This is a genomic window from Pedobacter sp. AC402 (assembly GCF_979252805.1).
The window spans coordinates 385,331-403,764 of the sequence record NZ_CEEDAI010000007.1; the positions used below are offsets into that span (position 1 = coordinate 385,331).

Genomic DNA, 18,434 nt, shown 5'->3' on the forward strand with positions numbered 1-18,434 from the left:
AATCAATTTACACATGCCTGTATCTGCACTTCGCTATCTCCTCACTGCTATCCGGCATAGGAAATGATGGAAGGAGAAAGCGTTAAAGCTTTATCATTACCTTTCCCTTCATCACAGTATTTGAGGCAGCACACACTTTCCGCCCCCTTCGGCGGAACTTGTGCTGACGACCAAAAAGCTTTAACGAATTTATCCGACATCAGTTCCAAGCCTTGATTTTTGGTTACCTTTTTATCAAGAAAAAGGTAAGAGCCCTTCGGTGGCCAACCGAGGCAAGCCCGAGCGGAGCGAAATATAGCAAAGTGGCCAAAATAGCGACCGCATTACGATTCCCGCATGCGCGAGAATGACGACCGTGTTAGAAACATTACAACAAAGATTGCTTCGGCTCGCTCTCTCCCTGCCTCGCAATGACGAATTTATATAGATAGTAAATCCAAAGATCTCTCCACTACGGTCGAGATGACGAATTCATGCGTTCCCTCATAGTTTTAGAATAATCAATTTACACATGCCTGTATCTGCACTTCGCTATCTCCTCCCTGCTCATCCGGCATAGGAAATGATGGAAGGAGAAAACGTTAAAGCTTTATCATTACCTTTCTTTCCTCACTGCATTGAGGCAGCACACACTTTCCGCCCCCTTCGGCGGAACTTGTGCTGACGACCAAAAAGCTTTAACGAATTTATCCGACATCAGTTCCAAGCCTTGGGTTTATGCCTTGGTGTTTGTTGTTTTTATAGGTAGTCATGCTTTCGCTGCGCTCAGGTTTGTTACTTTTGGGCCAAGCCAAAAGTAAAAGCCCTTCGGTGGCTGACCTGTACCGATTTTACATCGGTAACCGAGGTAAGCCCGAGCGGAGCGAAAGCATTATGCACGCGCGAGAATGAATAACCAAAAAATCCTACCAAACCATCACCTCCTCTTCTCTCGATCAGGCTTAAAAATAATATAGAAAACAAATACACCTGCCAATAAAAATATAATCCCTAAAATTAAATTTGCCCTGTCGTCCATACCTAAACAACACCACTATTAATGAATAGTTGAGAATTATATACAACCTGAGAGGGTAAGCAAGACTGATAACTGAACAAAATGAACTAAACAACTGCTTACGTAAACTGTTGTCAAAATAGAAAAGGGTAACCATATCCATAGTTACCCCTTTCTAATTACTCCCGTGTTAGAGGAATTATAATTACATTTATTAAGCACTTTTTGTTTGCTTCATCTAGATCATCATACATCGTTGGTCTGTAAATAAATACACGCTTATTTATCTTTTAACGGAATCTTAAACCAGAATACAGAGCCCTCACCTTCTTTGCTGTTTACCCCAATTTCACCTCCATGGCGCTCTACAATTTCTGCTGAAATATATAATCCTAAACCAAGACCAGAAAAACTATAAGAAGAAGCTTCCACACGGAAAAAGCGATCGAACACAAACTGCGATTTATCATGAGGGATACCAATTCCAAAATCCTGTACCGAAATCATCAGGTAATTACCTTCTGTTTTGGCCTGCACAATAATTTTATCAGCATCTGGCGAATATTTAATCGCGTTAGACATAAAATTGCTTAGCACCTGCTCAATACGATTTCGGTCCGCATGCACCTCAACATCAGTAATATCCTGAATAATGTTATGCCCATGCATACTTTCCTGTAAACCATCAATAGCATCTTCAATAACACCAGCGATGTTAAAATCAGAGAAATTGAATGTCATTTTACCAGCCTGTATTTTAGTTACATCCAATAAATCCTCAACAAGGGCAGTCAGTTTTCCAATCTGGCGGTTTGCTTTATCTACAAACTCATAAATTTTCTCAAACTTCTGCTGTTCAGCCATTCGCAAAGCAAACTGCAAAAATCCTTTAATGCTCGTAATCGGTGTTTTTAACTCATGACTGGCAATACTCATAAACTCATCCTTACGGTGCATCAGTTCTTTGGTAGCCTGTTGCGCTTTCATTAAATCGGTTACTTCAAACCCAAAGAAAGCAATCCCGTCAATTACCCCATGATCAGAAAAAACCGGGTTTAAAATAATATCAAACCATTTTTCTACTACATTACCTGTTGCATTGTTTACCTGCTCAATCCGGTAAGCGTTAGCCACATAAGTTTCGCCCGTTTCCAATACGTTTTTCTCTATCTCCAACAACTCAGGCGATTCAAATTTAGAACCACTTCCAATTCTTGATCGCCCGATATAATCGGTACCGCCATCAAAGGTTTTAAAAGCTTCGTTAACAAATTCGTACTTCAGATCTTTTCCCCTGCGGATGGTAATTAATGCCGGAGCATTTTTAAAGATGCTGTAAAACTCATCTTGCTGTTTTTTGATCAGCTTTTGCAGTTCACTCCGTTTTTTCTCTGTATGCTTTTGTTTCGTGATATCGATTACATAGGTTACTGCACCATTTGCAACTTCTTCATCCAATAATGCCGAACCAACCAAAACATCAACAGGGGTGCCTGATTTAGTGAGGTATTGTTTTTCGAACGGCGGACAAAAGCCCTCTTCCTTTAACAATTTAGCTGATATATTACTAATCGGTAAGAAAGATTCAGGTGTGATTTGCCTCCAATCGATATTTCCATCTTCGAAATCAGAACGCGAATAACCCAATAGCTTCAAGAAAATATCGTTTGCATCTTCAATTCTTCCGGTTTCAATATCGCTGAACAAAATGCCAATCACATTTGATTCGAAAATTTTCCTGAATTTGCGTTCTGTAGAATTCAATTTCACCTCTGTATCAACCAGTTTTGAAATATCTACTATAGAGCCAACCATACGATAAGGCGTTTGCAGATCATCGAGCAAGATACTCCCACGATCGAGCAATGTAGCATAACTTCCATCAGCTTTTTCAAGGCGGTATTGGGCTGTCCACTGGGTTTCGTTGTGGTTTATAGCATCGTAAACACTATTTTTAACACGTTCCCTATCTTCCGGATGAATTTTATCAAACCAAAATGCAACACTTTCCGTTTGCAGCTCTTTCGGATAACCAAACATCAAAGTAAAATTATCGCTGCGCCACATGGTATTATGTGCCAGGTTCCAATCCCATATGGTATCGTTGGTGGCATGCGATACAAGATTGAAACGTTCTTCACTTTCTGAAAGTTTCATTGTACGCTCCTTCACCTTCAATTCGAGATCGGTGTTAAGTTGGCGCAGGTTTTCCCGCGTACCTAAAAGTTCGTTATAGTTCTTTTTCAGCTTATGTTCGGCCAACTTTTGCTGACTGATATCGGTTATTGTCGCTACAAAACCATCAGACATTTTTACGGCGATTAACTGGCACCACTGCTCTTTAGAAAACTGAAGCTCTATTTCGAGCACCTTACCGTTTTCTACCACGCCAACATATTTGTTAAAAAGATTACTTACCGTAAGCTCAGGAATCAATTTCATTATCCTTGCACCAGTTAGCTCTGATTTTGTTTTCTTTAAAATAGTTAAAGCCGAATCGTTGAAGGTGCTGCACTCAAAATCGATAATGAAATGTTTGGCATCCCTAACCGCTTTAAATGCTAAAATACCATTCAAACTTGCATTAAAAACACCGCTGATGATGTTGTTAAGTTCGGTAATTTTAGAAATATCCACAAAAGAAATCACTACACCATCTGCCCGCTTATCTTTTCTTAAATAAGGCATCACCCGCATCAGGCAGCGTGTATTGTTTTTCAGTTGCACCTCCTTTTCAATCACATGTCCGTTCAGCAACACCTTTCTAATGTCGCCGGTAAGGTTTTCAGCTTTAATGTTATTCGAAATATGCTCTATCGAACGGCCTATATCAGCCTCAATAAGGTTTACCATACTTATTGCCGCAGGATTAAATTTGCGGATAAACATGCCTGAATCCAGAAAAATCTGCCCGATATCGGTACTCCTGAAATAATTGTCCAAATCATCATTTAGCTCAATCAGTTCTTTGATTTTTAACTGGTGTTCAGTATTTAAGGTATGCAGTTCTTCGTTTAATGATTGCAGTTCCTCATTACTCGATTGCAGTTCTTCATTGGCAGAAAGCAGTTCTTCATTGCTTGATTGGAGTTCCTCATTTGTGGTTTCCATCTCTTCTACAGCCATCTGTAGGTTAGAGCGGGTTTCGTTCAGTTCCGCTTCGAGCTCAAATACATATTCAGAATGCGTTGCATCATGGAAACCAGGCACGGCAGATTCATCCCTGTCGGCAACAATTTCTAAAAGATGCTCTGCAAAAACAACCATCGTGAAACCATTGGTATGATCTGTGGATGCAGGCACTATGGAAATATCCACAAAAACATCTTCAGCACCCTGCTTAAAGCGAATCTTTTTTAACTCTATCTTTATGTTTTCTTTCCAGGCTTTTCTTAAACCCGTATTGATTACAATCGATACCTCACGCGGTACCATTTTTAAAATATTAAGTTCGATACTTTGCTCAGGCAAGGATAAATATTTGCGGTAGTCGCCAACGGCATCCTGCATTATGTACCCTTTATCAATAAATACCGCAACATAACCAAGATCTGATGAAAGAAAATCGGCCAAACGTTTTTCTAAAGGACTTTGAATTGCTTCGGTAATACTTCCTTTTTTACGCTCCTGGCCCAAGGCAGTTTTAGCACCAGTATTGTAAGTATTATAGGTAGAATAGTTGATTTTTCCGGTTTTCTTATAAATTTTTGATTTACTCGAAACTTCTGTTAAGCCGGCCTTCATAGAAGAAGCCGTTTCACTCGATCCAAGAAAAAGGTATCCGTTTGGTAAAAGGGAGAAGTGGAAAATCGAAAGTATTTTTTCCTGAAGGATGCTATTTACATAAATAAGCATATTTCTGCAGGTAACCAGGTCATTTTTAATAAAAGGAGGCGATTTAATTACGTCATGTTTGGCAAAAACCACCTGTTTACGCAAGCTGGCCACTACGCTAACAAATTTTCCTTCCTGTATAAAATACTTTTTAAAAAGTTTAGCCGGTATCTCTTTCTTAACCGAAATCGGGTATTGTCCTTTCGAAGCAATTTCGATGCTTTTCTCGTCAATATCAGAAGCAAATATTTTAATATCAATCTTTTTACCCGATCGTTCTACGCAATCGTTTACAAGAGCAGCAATAGAATATGCTTCCTGCCCGGTACTACAGGCACAAACCCAGATTTTAATTACATCACCATCTTCCTTACGGTTAACGATATCCTGAATGGCAAATTCATTAAGCTGCGCAAAAGCCTGGTCATCTCTAAAAAATTTAGTTACACCAATAAGAAAATCCTGAGCTAAAATTTTTACTTCTTCAGCATTGCTGCGCAAAAAATCAACATAACGATCGAGCTTTTTTATGCCCCGTTCATTCATTCTCCGGCCAATACGCCTGATGATGGTTGGGGTTTTATAAAGGTTAAAATCATTGCCGCTACTGTTATGCACCAGTTTAAAAACCTCATCAAGCAGTTCTTCATTAATTTTGCCGTTTTCGAGCACCTTAACAGGCTCTTCATTTACATAGCTAAAAAGTTCTTCCTGCATCCGCGACGGGATCATTACATGATCGGCATTGCCTGATGCGATGGCAGAATTAGGCATGCCATCAAATTTGGCAGAAGATGGATCCTGAACAATAACCATCCCTCCGTTTTCTTTTATACTTTGTATGCCCTTTGTGCCATCAGTACCTGTACCTGAAAGGATTATGGCAATGGCTTTCTCTTTTTTATCTTTTGCGAGGGTATGTAAAAAATGATCAATAGCGGTATTAGGAGCTTTAATCTGCGATTTCTCTGCAAGTCTGAGCCTGCCCTTAACCAAAGTCATCAGTTTATTATTGGGAATGATATACACACAATCCTGTTGAATAGCCATATCATTTGCAGCTTCAAACACCTTCATATGGGTGTGTTTACCTACAAGCTCAACCAATAAACTTTTATAATCTGAAGAAAGGTGTTGGATTACGACAAACGAGAAACTCGAATTTGCCGGCATGTGATCAAAGAATTCGTGAATAGCTTCCAAGCCCCCGGCCGATGCGCCAATGGCAACAATATATTTGTCGTAACGCTTATTTAATACCAGTTCTTGCTTTTCCTTTTCCTGCTTGTTGTCCATTAAGCTAATTATAAAGTTGCTTTGTTCTAAATTCAAATATAAAATTCCTCAACGATTCTGCTATTTCCAGCTCATTATTATGCCATGGTAATGATTGGCCATATACAGTTTGCAGCCAGAGGTTAAACGAATTTCTTGGATGATAGTTTTTACCATCTTTATCAAAATTAATTACCTGTTCAGGATCGCCGCCCCACTTAATCTGCTGGATAACCTCCGGCCTGAAACAGATTATATAATCGCCATTTCTGCCATCAATAGGGATTACGAGAATCCCGCTTCCCAGTTTTTCGTAAGCTTTTGCCTCTTCATATTGGCCGCTAAGCTGATCGCTGAAATATACTTTTTCAATTCCTTTTCCTTCAAGCCAGAAGCATCAGGTTATAAACCTCACTTTTATCGGGTATATCGCCACGCGATTCGATCCGGTTACCGATTTTTACCACAACGCCACCTGCACTAAACAAAGAAAGAATGTTTAGGTTTTCATCTTCCAGCAAACCTTCAATAATATCATCTTTAGCATAAATAAGATCCGTAACTGAAGTTCTTTTCTCAAGTCTCAATGCCGATTCCTGATAATCTTCCTGGTTTATGATAGCGGTAATCCGGTTGGAAATTTCTACCGAAAGCCATTCAAAAATATAACGCATATCCACATTTGGATGTTTTGGTTCGATGTGGTGGCAGGAAATTAAGCCCCAAAGTTTACCATCACGCAGCACCCTGATAGACATTGACGCGCTAACATTCATATTTTGCATATACTCCAGATGCACTGATGCCACACCACGCAGGTTGCAATCAGATAAATCGATAAAAGCATTGGATATAGGGTTGATAACCGGGAATAACCTAAAGGCTTTATATGCCCTGTTGGAAATTAGCCTGAAGGGGTTTTTAAGGTAAAGGGCCCTCGCCTGCTTTGGTACATCAGAAGCTGGAAAAGTTTGCCCAAGATAACTTTCCAGCTCACCAGAAATTTCCTCCGCAATTACCGTCCCGTTCCAGGCAGCATCAAACTGATACATTCTTATGCCATCAAAGCCCGAAACTTTACGCAATTGCTTAATGGCAACACTACACACTTCCTCAAGCGTAGCTGCACTTTCCATCGCCGATATAAACTGCCTAACTTCTTGAAAAACATCCGAAAAACTTTTCTGTCCATCCGTTGAAGCCGCTTCTATTTCCAATAAGGTAAAATCTTTTTTTATGTGAATCAAACCGTCAAAACGCAGTTGTTTGCCTTCAATATCCGAGCTTAGTGTAATTGGAATCCTATCCTTGGCATCTCCCTTAATCAATTTCGCAATCTGATCTACATCCTGTTGGCTAAACCATGATGATAAATGCTTATTAACCATTTGTGCCGGTACCTGGTTGGTAACTTCCACTAGGTTTTCACTGAGTTGAATAAGATTTAATGTTTTGTTATCCAATACAAGGAGGTATCCATAATCCTGGATAGAATTGATGTGGTGAATAGGTAAATTTCCGCAGAACTCTGCATCATAGTTTCTTTTATCTGACATTTCTGACTATCTTTTTGAAGGAAATCCAATGCTCAGGGAAAGCAGAAGATTTCATTTCTCAACAATTATACTGCCAACTAAATTGGCATTTGGCGTAAAGCCGGTTAAAATTACCTTTATTGAAGCATTACACAGCTAAAATATAGATTGATGCCTTTAATGAAAGAAAACCAATAAAAATAATACTCAACATACACCCAAAAGGAATGTCATTTTAACCAAGCGGTAAAGCAAGGCAATAAAATTAAATAAGTTTACCCAAACAGCCCCTTATTTGTCTGTAATGACCATCAAAATTAAATCGATAGCATGTAATTTAGGACATATTTTTTCAATATGAACAAAGATAGCTTAACAGCAAGCGTTACCATAAACCAACCAATCGATCTGGTATGGAAAGTATGGAATGAACCAGAGCACATTGCCAAATGGAATGCGCCAGCTAACGAGTGGATAAACAAGAACATTGAAAATAACCTCAGCCTGGGCGGATGTTTTTTGTACGTTATGGCCAAAAAAGATGGCAGTGAAAATTTCGAATTCAGAGGCACCTATACTGAGATTATTGAACATCAGCGCATTGCCTATACATTGGATGATCATAGAAAAAGCCTGATCATTTTTGAAGGGAATAACCCGGTAACACTTACCGAGATTTTTGAACCCGTTGCAGGTCTTGATCTTAAAATGCAACATGAATTCTGCCAATCGGGGCTTAATCAGCTTAAAGCTTATGCTGAGCAAATATAACAGGCTTCTTTTTAGTTTTCTTTCTCTTTTTTAACCAGATGATAAAACCTGTAATGGGTAAACTAGCTGCAATTAAAGCAGCCAAAAAGGAAAGTATTTTATTCGGCAATCCAAGGAGTCTGCCAGTGTGCAGATCATAATTGGTGGCCTCTATCAAGTCGGCGCCGTTAAAATCCTTATACAGTTTGGCCCTAGTCATAGCACCCGTAGCTTCCTCGTAAAAAAAGGTATTTTGGTTTCGTGCCCATCGATAAGGATAAACCATTCTTAACCGCAACTCGCCTTTACCACGTAACGAAAAACTGGTAGATACCGCACCTGGATACTTGGCTTTAGCTTCAGTATAAATTTTATTGTACCGTACAGGTATCGGATCAATTTGTAAGGGTTTGGCAGCAACAATAGCCTTCCCCTGACTTAATTTACTGCCTGTAAAAAAACTTGCTGCATTTTTTACACCCTTAAAGGCAAAATATAAACCACTTAAAGCAGTTACCAATAGTACTACAGATGCATAAAAACCCAGCACATTATGCAAATCGTAATTGAGCCTTTTAAAAGAGGCTTTTCTTTTAATGGTTAAAGATTGTTTTAGCAAACGCATTTGCCCGGGGAACCAAAGTATGAGCCCCGTTATCAGCATCAGCACAAAAATAACCACCGACCACTGCATAATAAATTGCCCGGTTTTGCCCAATAATAGCGAAGTATGAATATGCTCAACAGTTTCCAGCCAATCTTCACTTCCCTTTTTTACCAAAGCGGCATTGTAAGGATTAAAATAATAAACCTTACCCTTTTTACTCGTTAGCTCTACCGTAGCATTTGGCAAAGCATCCCCAATCCTGATTAACCTTAGGGGATCTTTAGGCGAAAGTTTTTCGAAACCCCAAATAACTTTATCCAAGCCTATAAAAGGTTTCGGCTGAGCTTTTACATATCGGAAATCTTTTTGGGTAGCTTCCCTGATTTCTTCTTCAAAGATGTAAAGCGCTCCCGTTATACTAATAATAACAACCACCAGGCCAGTAACGAGGCCTAGCCAAAGGTGAATGTTCCTGATGGCATTTTTAAATTTCTTGTTTTTCATTGCTTAAAAAGCATAGCCGGCAGAAAGGTTAAACCTCCGGCCATTTCCGCGTACATAATTTACATTGCTGCCATAAAATTGAGATATAGCAGGATAATAAACTTTATTTAATAAGTTTTCTACCCCTAAAGATAGTTTTAAAGGTTGCGTTACCTGGTAAACCGCAGCAACATTAAATAAGTTAAAGGCCTTTACCGGTCCTTCTCCAATTAAGTATTTACCCGCAGCATTGGTTTTAAAACGGTCGCGGTTGCCTACACGCATCCAGTTTACATCCACACTTAACATTTTAATGCCCGAATATTTAAGGTATACCGTGGTTTTAGATGGTGGGATCCGTGTGGTATTCAGGTACACATCTTTATCGCCATCAAATTTGCCATCATTATCTACATCACCTTTACCCTCTACCTGGGCGTAATTACCACCAACGCTTAAATCGCTTAAAATTTGGTAATCTGCCTGAATTTCAAATCCATAAACACGTTCAGGTATCCGTTGAGAAATGTATGTTCCGTTAACTTCCAATAAGTTTGCACCCAATTTAGAAGTACTGTAATAGTATGCGGCACTAAAATTTAATTTGCCTATTGTACTGCTAAAACCAGCCTCGTAATTGTTTACAATAATCGGTTTAGTTTCCAATTGAGATAAAGTATTACTTTTCGCTGCCCTTAAAACCCTGCCCAGCTCAAATACCGAAAAAGACTGTGCATAACTGATAAAAGGGTTAAAAAACTTGAATTTAGAATAACGCGCACCTGCATTAAATACCAAAGCATTGTAGTTTAATTTACCACCCTGCACAGCAATGCTTCCTGCACCATTTGCACCAGTTGCAAGCGTATTAAAATCATCTACATCAATATTGATATTTTCTACCCTTAAACCACCTTTAATTGTTAAATCGTTTATTAAAGTTGCCGAAGCCTGTAAATAAGGTGCAAAGTTTATCATATTCATGTTGGGCACCCATAAACGGCCATCAGTTAAACTTTGAGCTGTTTTATCGTTCATTAAATCCAAACCGTAATTTAACTGCATTGGTACCTGTGTGGTAATGTTAAATGGTGTATTTAAGTTTACCCTTGCTCCCTTTTTAGTGGAGGTAATGGCCGATTGACCGCTTCCAAAAAATGATGCAGAATTGGAATAAATGGTATAAAAATCCTGATAATATACATTGGCAGTTAAATCGGTTTTGCCAAAAATTTGCTGGTTGGTATACTGTAAATTGGCATTGTGATTAAACCTTGTACCTTCATCTTCGCCCAAACGCGTACCGTAAATACCAATGGCAGGCAATTGACCATAAACACCATCTTTGGTAACATATTTAGAATGCTGCCTCGAGCTAAAATAATTGTACATTACCTGTAAGCGTTGTTTTGGCGTAAAATTATAGCCCAGCTTTACAAAACCATTGTATGATTTGGTTTCGCCTAAACCATACTCAGGTGAAAGTACCAAACCATCTGCATCACGGAAAACGCCCGTTTTTTCGAACATACCACTTACCAGGTAATCAAATTTACCCTCCTTGCCATATAATTGCTGCGAAAAACGGTAACCGATAGTGCTATCGCCTTTTAAGTTTCCGGTAATACCGGCCTGTGTATATCCACCAAATGATTTGCCATTATCTGCTTTCTTGGTGATATAATTGATCAAACCACCTTCTGCACCATTTCCATAAATGGCAGTTGCACCCTTAATTACTTCAACCCGCTCAATAACCGAAGGATCAATACTGCGGATATCCCTCCCTCCTGCCCTTAAAGGTGTAGATTGTGGAATACCATCAATCAATACCAAAACATTCCGGCCACGTAAAGTTTGACCAGAATTACCTGTTTGGTTGGTAGAAAAACCCAAACCCGGTACGCTGTAAGAAAGTATATTGGCTAAATTAGGACTGATGGTAGATTGAGTGTTAAGTTCTTTTGCCGTAAGCACCGTTACTGATGATGGTGTTTGCGATAAAGATTCAGGTCGCCTGCTTGCAGAAACAATTACATCGTTCAGTTCTGAATGCTGCTCTTTTAAAATAAAAGTAACCTGGGTGGTATCATTCGCAACAACCATAACACGCTGCTCAAACTGATCGTATCCGGTTATCGAAACCTTAACCTCCTGATATCCGGCAGGCACAGCGGCTAATTTAAAAGCTCCTGATTTGTTTGAAGTGGTTTTTAAATTCTGCTTTTTGATCTGTACGTTGGCAAAGGGAATGTTGTTTCCTAACGAATCGACCACCTTACCGCTAATTGCTCCCTGTTGTGTTTGTGCAAATAAGGTAATCGACAATAATGTGAAAAGCGATATAGATAAAAATCGGAGGTATAAGTGCTTCATGAAGTTGGAATTTTCGGCAAAGCTAACATTATTTAGACTGGTTAAAAATAATAAGTTAAAAAAGATCAAAAGTAATTGCACAACATTTGAAAATAAATAAGGCATAAGATTTTATTTATTTGATATTTGTGCATCAACCATATTGATTTAAGAAGGATGTTGAAAACAGAAATTAAGTATGCACTGGTAACCGGAGCTAGTAAAGGCATTGGCAAAGCGATGGCCGTTGCCCTTGCCAAAAGAAAAAGAAATCTGTTGCTTATTGCCCGTTCAGCTGATGAATTAAATGCGCTCAAAACAGACATTATTGCGCAATATGGCGTTCAGGTAGATATTTTACCAACAGATCTTAGTCTACCTGAAGCTCCACAGCTCGTATTAAATTGGGTAACAGAAAAAGGTTATGCCATTGATATTCTGATTAACAATGCTGGTTATGGTTTGTGGGGCAAATTCGGCGAGCTTAGTTTGGCCAGCCAGCTAGAAATGTGTCAGTTAAATATGAATACTGTTACATCAATGTGTCATTCATTTCTTCCTGCACTTTCACAACACCATGAAGCTTATATCCTTAATGTTTCAAGCACTGCAGCTTATCAGGCGGTGCCAACATTAGCCATTTATTCGGCAACTAAAGCATATGTTTTATCCTTTACAAGGGCATTAAGATTTGAACTTAAAGATGGACCTGTTTCGGTTAGCTGTTTGAGTCCGGGCCCTGTTGATACTGGTTTTGCACACCGCGCAGGCTTGGATGCTTTTAGTAAAATGGCCGAGAAATTTAACATGAAACCGGATGTTGTAGCCGAAATTGCCTTAAATGGTATGTTCGCTAAAAAATCAGAAATTATTCCAGGTTTCACCAATATCGTTAGTGTGTATGCCAACAGGATTTTACCAAAAGGGTTTATAGAAAAAATGGCCGCAGGGATATATAAGACATAAAACACTGCTAGTTGGATGTAAAGAGTTGGAAGTTTGGCTTGTGTGGGTACATAAGTCTAGCCGAGATTTGGTGCTGCAAGATGCTACCTTCATAACAAATAGTCTAAGTTTAAAGGTATCCATAAACTCAATTATTCGAATACCTCCGTGCCCCAAAGCAACTATCGTTTGGCCATCACTTCAATCATAAAGAAATTATTTTTAAAATATTTTAAATAAAATTCTTTGGAGTATTAAAATTATGTTACGTTTGTATTAAATACTACTAATTCTATAGACTATGTCGGATAAAACAACCCTGTTTTATTTTCCTTCAGTACCGAACCACGTGCGAATGCGAATGTGCTGTTGCTGCGCATAATTCTATTTTCTATCTATTATTTCCTTTAATCTTTTAACTTTTTACACATGGCCACATCGTATCCAACCTTCACCTTATCTGAACAATTAACAGCAGAGCAGCTTGATTTTTTTAACACACATGGGTTTATCCATTTCAAAAATTTCATTAAACCAGAAACTGTTTCATCCATCATTGATGCCTCTAAACAGGTAGAGCAAAAATGGATTGAGCAAGATATTAAAAAAATAAATGGCGTACCGATTAAGTATGGAAAAGATCTTGATGGCTCAGCAATTGTACAACGTTTCGCGTTTATTAATCAACAACATCAAACTTTAAGCGGATTGCTGTTAGACCCACGCTTTAATGCCCTATTGCAATTGGCTGGTGATGGTGCTCGCCTGGGCACCGAAGAAAAAGACGGTATGGTTTTTAACCATTACATTAACGGACCAGATAGCAAATTCAGTAAAATGGGCTGGCATACAGATGGTTTAAGGGATATTTTTTATGGCGCAAAACTGAACCCAATGTTGAATGTTGGAATCCACCTGAGTACTTTAAAGCCAGAAAATGGCGGATTGAAGATTATTCCGGGCACACACAAACAAAGTATTTACCAGATGCTTTTCCGCAAGAAATATTTCCTGGATAATAAACCAGATGCTGAAGAAGTATCGATTTTACCAGAAGCAGGTGATTTAACCATTCATGATGGCAGGTTATGGCACAGGGTTGCAGAATCGGCAATACGTGGTGAAGAAAGTAGACGACGTGTAATTTATGTACCGATCATTGCTGGTAAATATGCCCCAAAAAATGAGAATAGTCCAACAGTATTTTATCAGCGCTTCGCCGGAATTGTAAAATAATTTTATGTTATTTGCCCTATTGTTTACTTACCTGGTCAGATCGGGGAAGCTAAAGCGAATAACTGATTATTCTAAAGGAATTCCTAAGAAGATCAGTTTAAAATTTTACCGACCGGAAACAGCCATCCTCTTTGGTGTAATTTTGGTTGGCACTTAAATTGGAGGCTATTATTAAACTAAAAAAAGACCATCTAGATGGCAAAAGGGTATTTGCAGACCGCGAAAGAACGAATGTTTTACGCAAAGGCGAACAAGCACTGATCTTATTTTTGCTTCAAAGGGTTCCTGCGTGGATTACACCAAATATAATGACCGGAATTGGCATGTTTGGCTCACTGATTGTGTTTTTAAGCTTCATTTTAGCAAGTTTTTATGCAAAAAGCTGTTTATTAATCGGAATTTTAGGCTTTGTTATTAATTGGCTTGGCGATTCGCTTGATGGCCGATTGGCTTACTTCCGTAAAATTCCTAGAAAATGGTATGGCTTTGCCATCGATATTGTGATGGATTGGCTGAGCATCATCTTGATTGGTTTAGGCTACTATTATTATGCCGATGGCGGCACACAGATTTTTGCGTTTCTCTTTGTGGTATTATACGGCTGGTCGATGATTATTTCTCAACTTCGTTATAAAATTACAGGCTTTTATCAAATTGATGCAGGCGCTTTAGGTCCGACGGAATTGCGGGTAATTATTTCACTTGTCTTAATTGCCGAAACCTTATTTACAGGTTCCATTACTTATTTTGCAATTGCTATGGTAGCACTTTTACTGGTTATCAATATTAGCGATACGTTTAAGCTTTTAAAAGCTGGCGATGCTAAAGATAAAGAGGAGAAAATATCATGACCTGGTCTTCAGTTAAACTTTTCCTCAAGGCACAAGTATCGGCTTTTTCTGGTGGTGTAACCGATTATGGCTTAATGATTTTGCTCACAGAATGGTTGCACATTCATTTTACCATTTCCATTTTAATTTCAGGAACAATGGGAGGCATTGTTAATTTCTGCATCAACCGTTTCTGGGCATTTAAAACCAATGAGGGCTATTGCAGTTCTACAAGCGGACAGTTGATTCGATTTTTTACCGTGGTTTTAGGAAGTATCTCATTAAAATCCGGTGGAACTTACCTGCTCCAGCAAACTTTGAATGTGGATTATAAAATCGGCAGACTTTTAATTGATAGCGTGGTTTCTTATGGATTTAATTATCCATTAATGAAATATTGGGTATTCAAGATCAATAAATTCAGCGATTATGAGGCTGACGAAGAAGATTATTATGAGCAGTTTGGCGAAAAACAAAGGGCTTAATTATATGCTTCTACCCTCTTCAGTACACATAATTTAGCCCCATCAAACGTTTGCGCTTTTTTCAAACCATTAGCTTATGTTAAATAAGTAAGAAATGATTGTTATCGAAATGACGTAATTATTGAGCAGATTTTTCGCTTGATGAATGAATCTTAAAAGCAATAATATTGAGTATGAGAACTTGATTTTTATGCAAAAAAATCGAAATAATTAGCTAAAAAAGGCAAAAGGATGTCCAGCTCAAACGATGAAGCATAAAAAACTGAACACCTTAAATTACCTTATTAATTTAATATTGTTTTAGAATCGCTAAGTCTATCTTCGTTAATCTTTTTAATGATTTCTTCAAATTCCGGTTCTTTAGCAATGTATTTATTCAATAAATCGATCTGGTTTAAACCCCTTACCAGGTTGTGTTCAGGATATGTGGTTTTGTAGTAAATATCACCATTCAAAAAATCGGCAATAAACCGTACAGCTTGCATATAAATCATAAACTTACCAGCATAAATAAAGAACTGTTTCTCGGCAAAACCCAAAACCTGGTCCATTTCTTCCATATAACCTTTATGGATGGCTGCAAATACATCTGTTCTGATGGCTATTTTGTTAAAATCCCTTTCCTCCTCATTCGCTTCTGATAAATAAGTACGCATCATATCTTCCTACATCGCTAATAAAATAGCCAGGCATTACCGTATCCAAATCAATTACGCATAAACCCAAACCTGTTTCTACCTGTAAAAGTACATTGCTAATTTTGGTATCGTGGTGTATTACACGCAGGTTCAATGCGCAGCACTATCAACCATGTGCACATATTGTTCCTCGATGTGGTAATGTTTGATAATTTCTTCGATGGCAAATTTTGCTTCACTAATTCTTTCATTACTAGCCTGCTCCAAAGCTTTTTTAAATTGCTCAACCCGCAGCGGCAGGTTATGAAAATCTTCGATGGTGGCTTTTAATTTTTTCACATTAAAAGCGCAAAGCATCCTTGTAAATTTACCAAACTGCTTTGCAGCGTGGTAAGCCTGCTCAGGATGGTGCACAAAATCAATGGAGCAAGAGTTTTCAACAAAAGGGAAAATCCTGTAAAAGTGATCATCAATCACAACAAAATCACCGCCATTTGTGGCTTCGATTGGTGCAACAAATAAATATTTTGGTGCGGTTTGATCAAGATATTTTTTGATGGTTTCTATATTATGTGCAATGTGCTGAGGCTCACGAAAAACCTCCGTATTAACCTCTTGCAAAATGTAGGCCTGCTGTTCGTTGTAAACTTTCCAGGTATGGTTAATTAAACCCGAGCCGAAAGGTTCAACTTTAAATTGTTCTGCGTTAAGTCCATAAGCACCTAATACTGCTTGAAACATAAGATGGTGATATATTTATATAAAAATAGTTCCAGGTAACTGGATAAAGTTTCTTGTTAAAAAGGGCGGGCAAGCCCTAAAGCATTGCCACGCAAACGAGACTAAAAGCCGCTATCGTCTAAAGCGAAAGTATTTTTTCTGTCTTTCCATTTTCCCTTTGTAAAATCAGGGAATTTCTGTGGCATATTTCCTTCTTTCAACGATTTTGTAGAAAGTGGGCATAATTACACTCATTGTAACCGAGTCGTAAACATCAATTGGCGTTTGTTTTTTCTGTTTAACCGCCTGGATAAATCCATTAAACACAAACCAGTCCATACCGCCATGCCCGGCACCCACAGCTTCTGATTCGTATTTTTTCCAAAGTGGATGGTCATATTTAGCAAACCATTCCTTAGCCGGATCCCAAACATCATCCTTTTTCGATTTGTGGTCGATATAAACAGATTTGTTTACATCCATCCATAAACCTTTTGTGCCCTGAACCCTGAAACCAATAGAATATGGCCGCGGTAAATGGGTATCGTGACTTAATAAAACGGTTTCTCCATTTGCACAATTGATCATTGTAGTGGTTACATCACCATTTTTATAATTTATTTTGGCATTTGGGTGGCCTGGCGACATTTCTTCTACATATGCAGCCAAACCTTTTGCTTTAGAGCTGAATGAAACCAAACTGGTAAAGCTGTTACCCCTGTTGATGTTGGCGTATTGCATGAGTGGCCCTACCCCATGTGTTGGGTATAAATCGCCATCCTGATCGATGTTGAACTGGGTACGCCATTGCGCCTCACTGAGTGCTTTAGGCCCGTACTCTACCCCACCACCATAATAATCTTTACCATTGTTAAAAAGAACATTTCGTAAATTATGCTGATAGCCACCTTCTAAATGTACCAATTCGCCAAAAAGACCTTGTCTAACCATATTTAAAGCTGCCATCACATCTCTGCGGTAACAAACATTTTCCAAAGTCATGTAAGGCATACCGGTTTTTTCGGATGTATTTACAATGTCCCAATGATCTTGTACGGTTAAACCCGCAATAACTTCGCAGCCTACATATTTACCTGCTTTCATGGCATCAACGGCTTGGTCGCGGTGAAACTGCCATGGTGTAGCAATAATTACGGCATCAATATCCTTACGCTCGATTAATTTTTTGTAGGCATCGGTACCACCTGTATATTCGGTTGCAGCTGGTCTGCCTTTTTTGGCAATAAATGCACGGCAAACTTTAAGTGAGCTTTCTTGTGTATCGCAAATTGCAACAATTTCTACATCATCTCTTAGTGCACCTTCAGAAATATGGCTCATTCCACGGGCCCCTACTCCGATATATCCCAATCTTACTTTCCCACTGTCTGATGAAGCAAATAAACTTCCGGTTGGCAGGATGGTTAAACCAGCAGCCGTAAATGCCCCATTTTTGATAAAATCTCTACGTTCCATTTGTGTTGTTTAATATTTATTGTTTAGTTTTTTAATTGATCCCTTAATGTGCTGAACAAACGTTTTACTAACTCTGCTTTCGCGCTTTTTATTCTGCTAAATTCTTTTTAAGTGGTGTTTATTTTAAAGTATTCCCTTTAACATCTTACCTTCCATTTGCAATATCCGCCATTACAATAACTTTAATCTTTCAATTGCGTAAGTTAAGCTTGTATCCATCCCTTGCTGAAGCATTTTTTATGACAATTAACTTCGCACAGGTTATTCT

At 38.6% G+C, this 18,434-nt stretch carries 15 protein-coding genes and 1 pseudogene; 5 read left to right on the forward strand and 11 right to left on the reverse strand.

What is annotated here, in order from left to right:
- Window positions 1-47: 47 nt before the first annotated feature.
- The 5 genes from AC0IWE_RS08345 to AC0IWE_RS08365 all read right to left on the reverse strand — a co-directional run bounded on the left by AC0IWE_RS08345 (window position 48) and on the right by AC0IWE_RS08365 (window position 7,662).
- Window positions 48-200: a hypothetical protein gene (locus AC0IWE_RS08345; protein ID WP_471792693.1), complete on the reverse strand. Its 153-nt coding sequence runs from the start codon at window positions 198-200 to the stop codon at window positions 48-50.
- A gap of 574 nt (window positions 201-774) precedes the next feature.
- Complete coding sequence (locus AC0IWE_RS08350) at window positions 775-963, reverse strand: hypothetical protein (RefSeq protein ID WP_471792694.1); 189 nt, start codon at window positions 961-963, stop codon at window positions 775-777.
- Window positions 964-1,276: 313 nt separating this feature from the next.
- Window positions 1,277-6,127, reverse strand: a complete 4,851-nt coding sequence (locus AC0IWE_RS08355; protein WP_471792695.1) for a chemotaxis protein CheB — start codon at window positions 6,125-6,127, stop codon at window positions 1,277-1,279.
- 4 nt (window positions 6,128-6,131) lie between these two features.
- Window positions 6,132-6,479, reverse strand: a complete 348-nt coding sequence (locus AC0IWE_RS08360; RefSeq protein WP_471792833.1) for a GAF domain-containing protein — start codon at window positions 6,477-6,479, stop codon at window positions 6,132-6,134.
- 10 nt (window positions 6,480-6,489) lie between these two features.
- Window positions 6,490-7,662, reverse strand: a complete 1,173-nt coding sequence (locus AC0IWE_RS08365) for a GAF domain-containing protein (protein WP_471792696.1) — start codon at window positions 7,660-7,662, stop codon at window positions 6,490-6,492.
- A gap of 336 nt (window positions 7,663-7,998) precedes the next feature.
- Here AC0IWE_RS08365 and AC0IWE_RS08370 point away from each other — a divergent pair, with 336 nt between their 5' ends.
- The gene (locus AC0IWE_RS08370) at window positions 7,999-8,412 is read left to right on the forward strand and encodes an SRPBCC domain-containing protein (RefSeq protein WP_471792697.1); all 414 of its coding nucleotides are present in this window, start codon (window positions 7,999-8,001) and stop codon (window positions 8,410-8,412) included.
- Here the strand turns inward: AC0IWE_RS08370 and AC0IWE_RS08375 are convergent.
- Both AC0IWE_RS08375 and AC0IWE_RS08380 read right to left on the reverse strand, forming a co-directional pair.
- Window positions 8,387-9,502, reverse strand: a complete 1,116-nt coding sequence (locus AC0IWE_RS08375) for a PepSY-associated TM helix domain-containing protein (protein ID WP_471792698.1) — start codon at window positions 9,500-9,502, stop codon at window positions 8,387-8,389. The genes AC0IWE_RS08370 and AC0IWE_RS08375 overlap by 26 nt on opposite strands.
- Window positions 9,503-9,505: 3 nt before the next feature.
- Complete coding sequence (locus tag AC0IWE_RS08380) at window positions 9,506-11,809, reverse strand: TonB-dependent receptor (RefSeq protein WP_471792699.1); 2,304 nt, start codon at window positions 11,807-11,809, stop codon at window positions 9,506-9,508.
- Window positions 11,810-12,013: 204 nt separating this feature from the next.
- Between AC0IWE_RS08380 and AC0IWE_RS08385 the strand changes: the two genes are divergently transcribed.
- The 4 genes from AC0IWE_RS08385 (at window position 12,014) to AC0IWE_RS08400 (ending at window position 15,332) form a co-directional block, all read left to right on the forward strand.
- Entirely contained in the window at window positions 12,014-12,802 is a 789-nt protein-coding gene (locus tag AC0IWE_RS08385) for an SDR family NAD(P)-dependent oxidoreductase (protein WP_471792700.1), read from the forward strand.
- A gap of 408 nt (window positions 12,803-13,210) precedes the next feature.
- Window positions 13,211-14,017 carry a phytanoyl-CoA dioxygenase family protein gene (locus AC0IWE_RS08390; protein ID WP_055910783.1) on the forward strand — a complete coding sequence of 269 codons (807 nt, stop codon included), beginning with the start codon at window positions 13,211-13,213 and terminating at the stop codon, window positions 14,015-14,017.
- Window positions 14,018-14,175: 158 nt separating this feature from the next.
- A complete protein-coding gene (locus AC0IWE_RS08395; protein WP_471792701.1) occupies window positions 14,176-14,868 on the forward strand; it encodes a CDP-alcohol phosphatidyltransferase family protein in 693 nt (230 codons plus the stop codon).
- Window positions 14,865-15,332: a GtrA family protein gene (locus tag AC0IWE_RS08400; protein ID WP_471792702.1), complete on the forward strand. Its 468-nt coding sequence runs from the start codon at window positions 14,865-14,867 to the stop codon at window positions 15,330-15,332. The genes AC0IWE_RS08395 and AC0IWE_RS08400 overlap by 4 nt, the downstream gene beginning before the upstream one ends.
- 284 nt (window positions 15,333-15,616) lie before the next feature.
- On the opposite strand, the gene AC0IWE_RS08405 is transcribed toward AC0IWE_RS08400, so the two are convergent.
- The 4 genes and pseudogenes from AC0IWE_RS08405 to AC0IWE_RS08420 form a co-directional block, all read right to left on the reverse strand.
- Complete coding sequence (locus AC0IWE_RS08405; RefSeq protein WP_471792703.1) at window positions 15,617-15,991, reverse strand: hypothetical protein; 375 nt, start codon at window positions 15,989-15,991, stop codon at window positions 15,617-15,619.
- Window positions 15,960-16,124 carry a phosphotransferase gene (locus AC0IWE_RS08410; RefSeq protein WP_471792704.1) on the reverse strand — a complete coding sequence of 55 codons (165 nt, stop codon included), beginning with the start codon at window positions 16,122-16,124 and terminating at the stop codon, window positions 15,960-15,962. Before AC0IWE_RS08410 ends, AC0IWE_RS08405 begins: the two co-directional genes overlap by 32 nt.
- Window positions 16,121-16,711 carry an aminoglycoside phosphotransferase/kinase family protein gene (locus tag AC0IWE_RS08415; RefSeq protein ID WP_471792705.1) on the reverse strand — a complete coding sequence of 197 codons (591 nt, stop codon included), beginning with the start codon at window positions 16,709-16,711 and terminating at the stop codon, window positions 16,121-16,123. Before AC0IWE_RS08415 ends, AC0IWE_RS08410 begins: the two co-directional genes overlap by 4 nt.
- A gap of 101 nt (window positions 16,712-16,812) precedes the next feature.
- Window positions 16,813-18,166 (reverse strand): annotated as a pseudogene (locus tag AC0IWE_RS08420) (Gfo/Idh/MocA family protein).
- Between the last annotated feature and the right edge of the window lie 268 nt (window positions 18,167-18,434).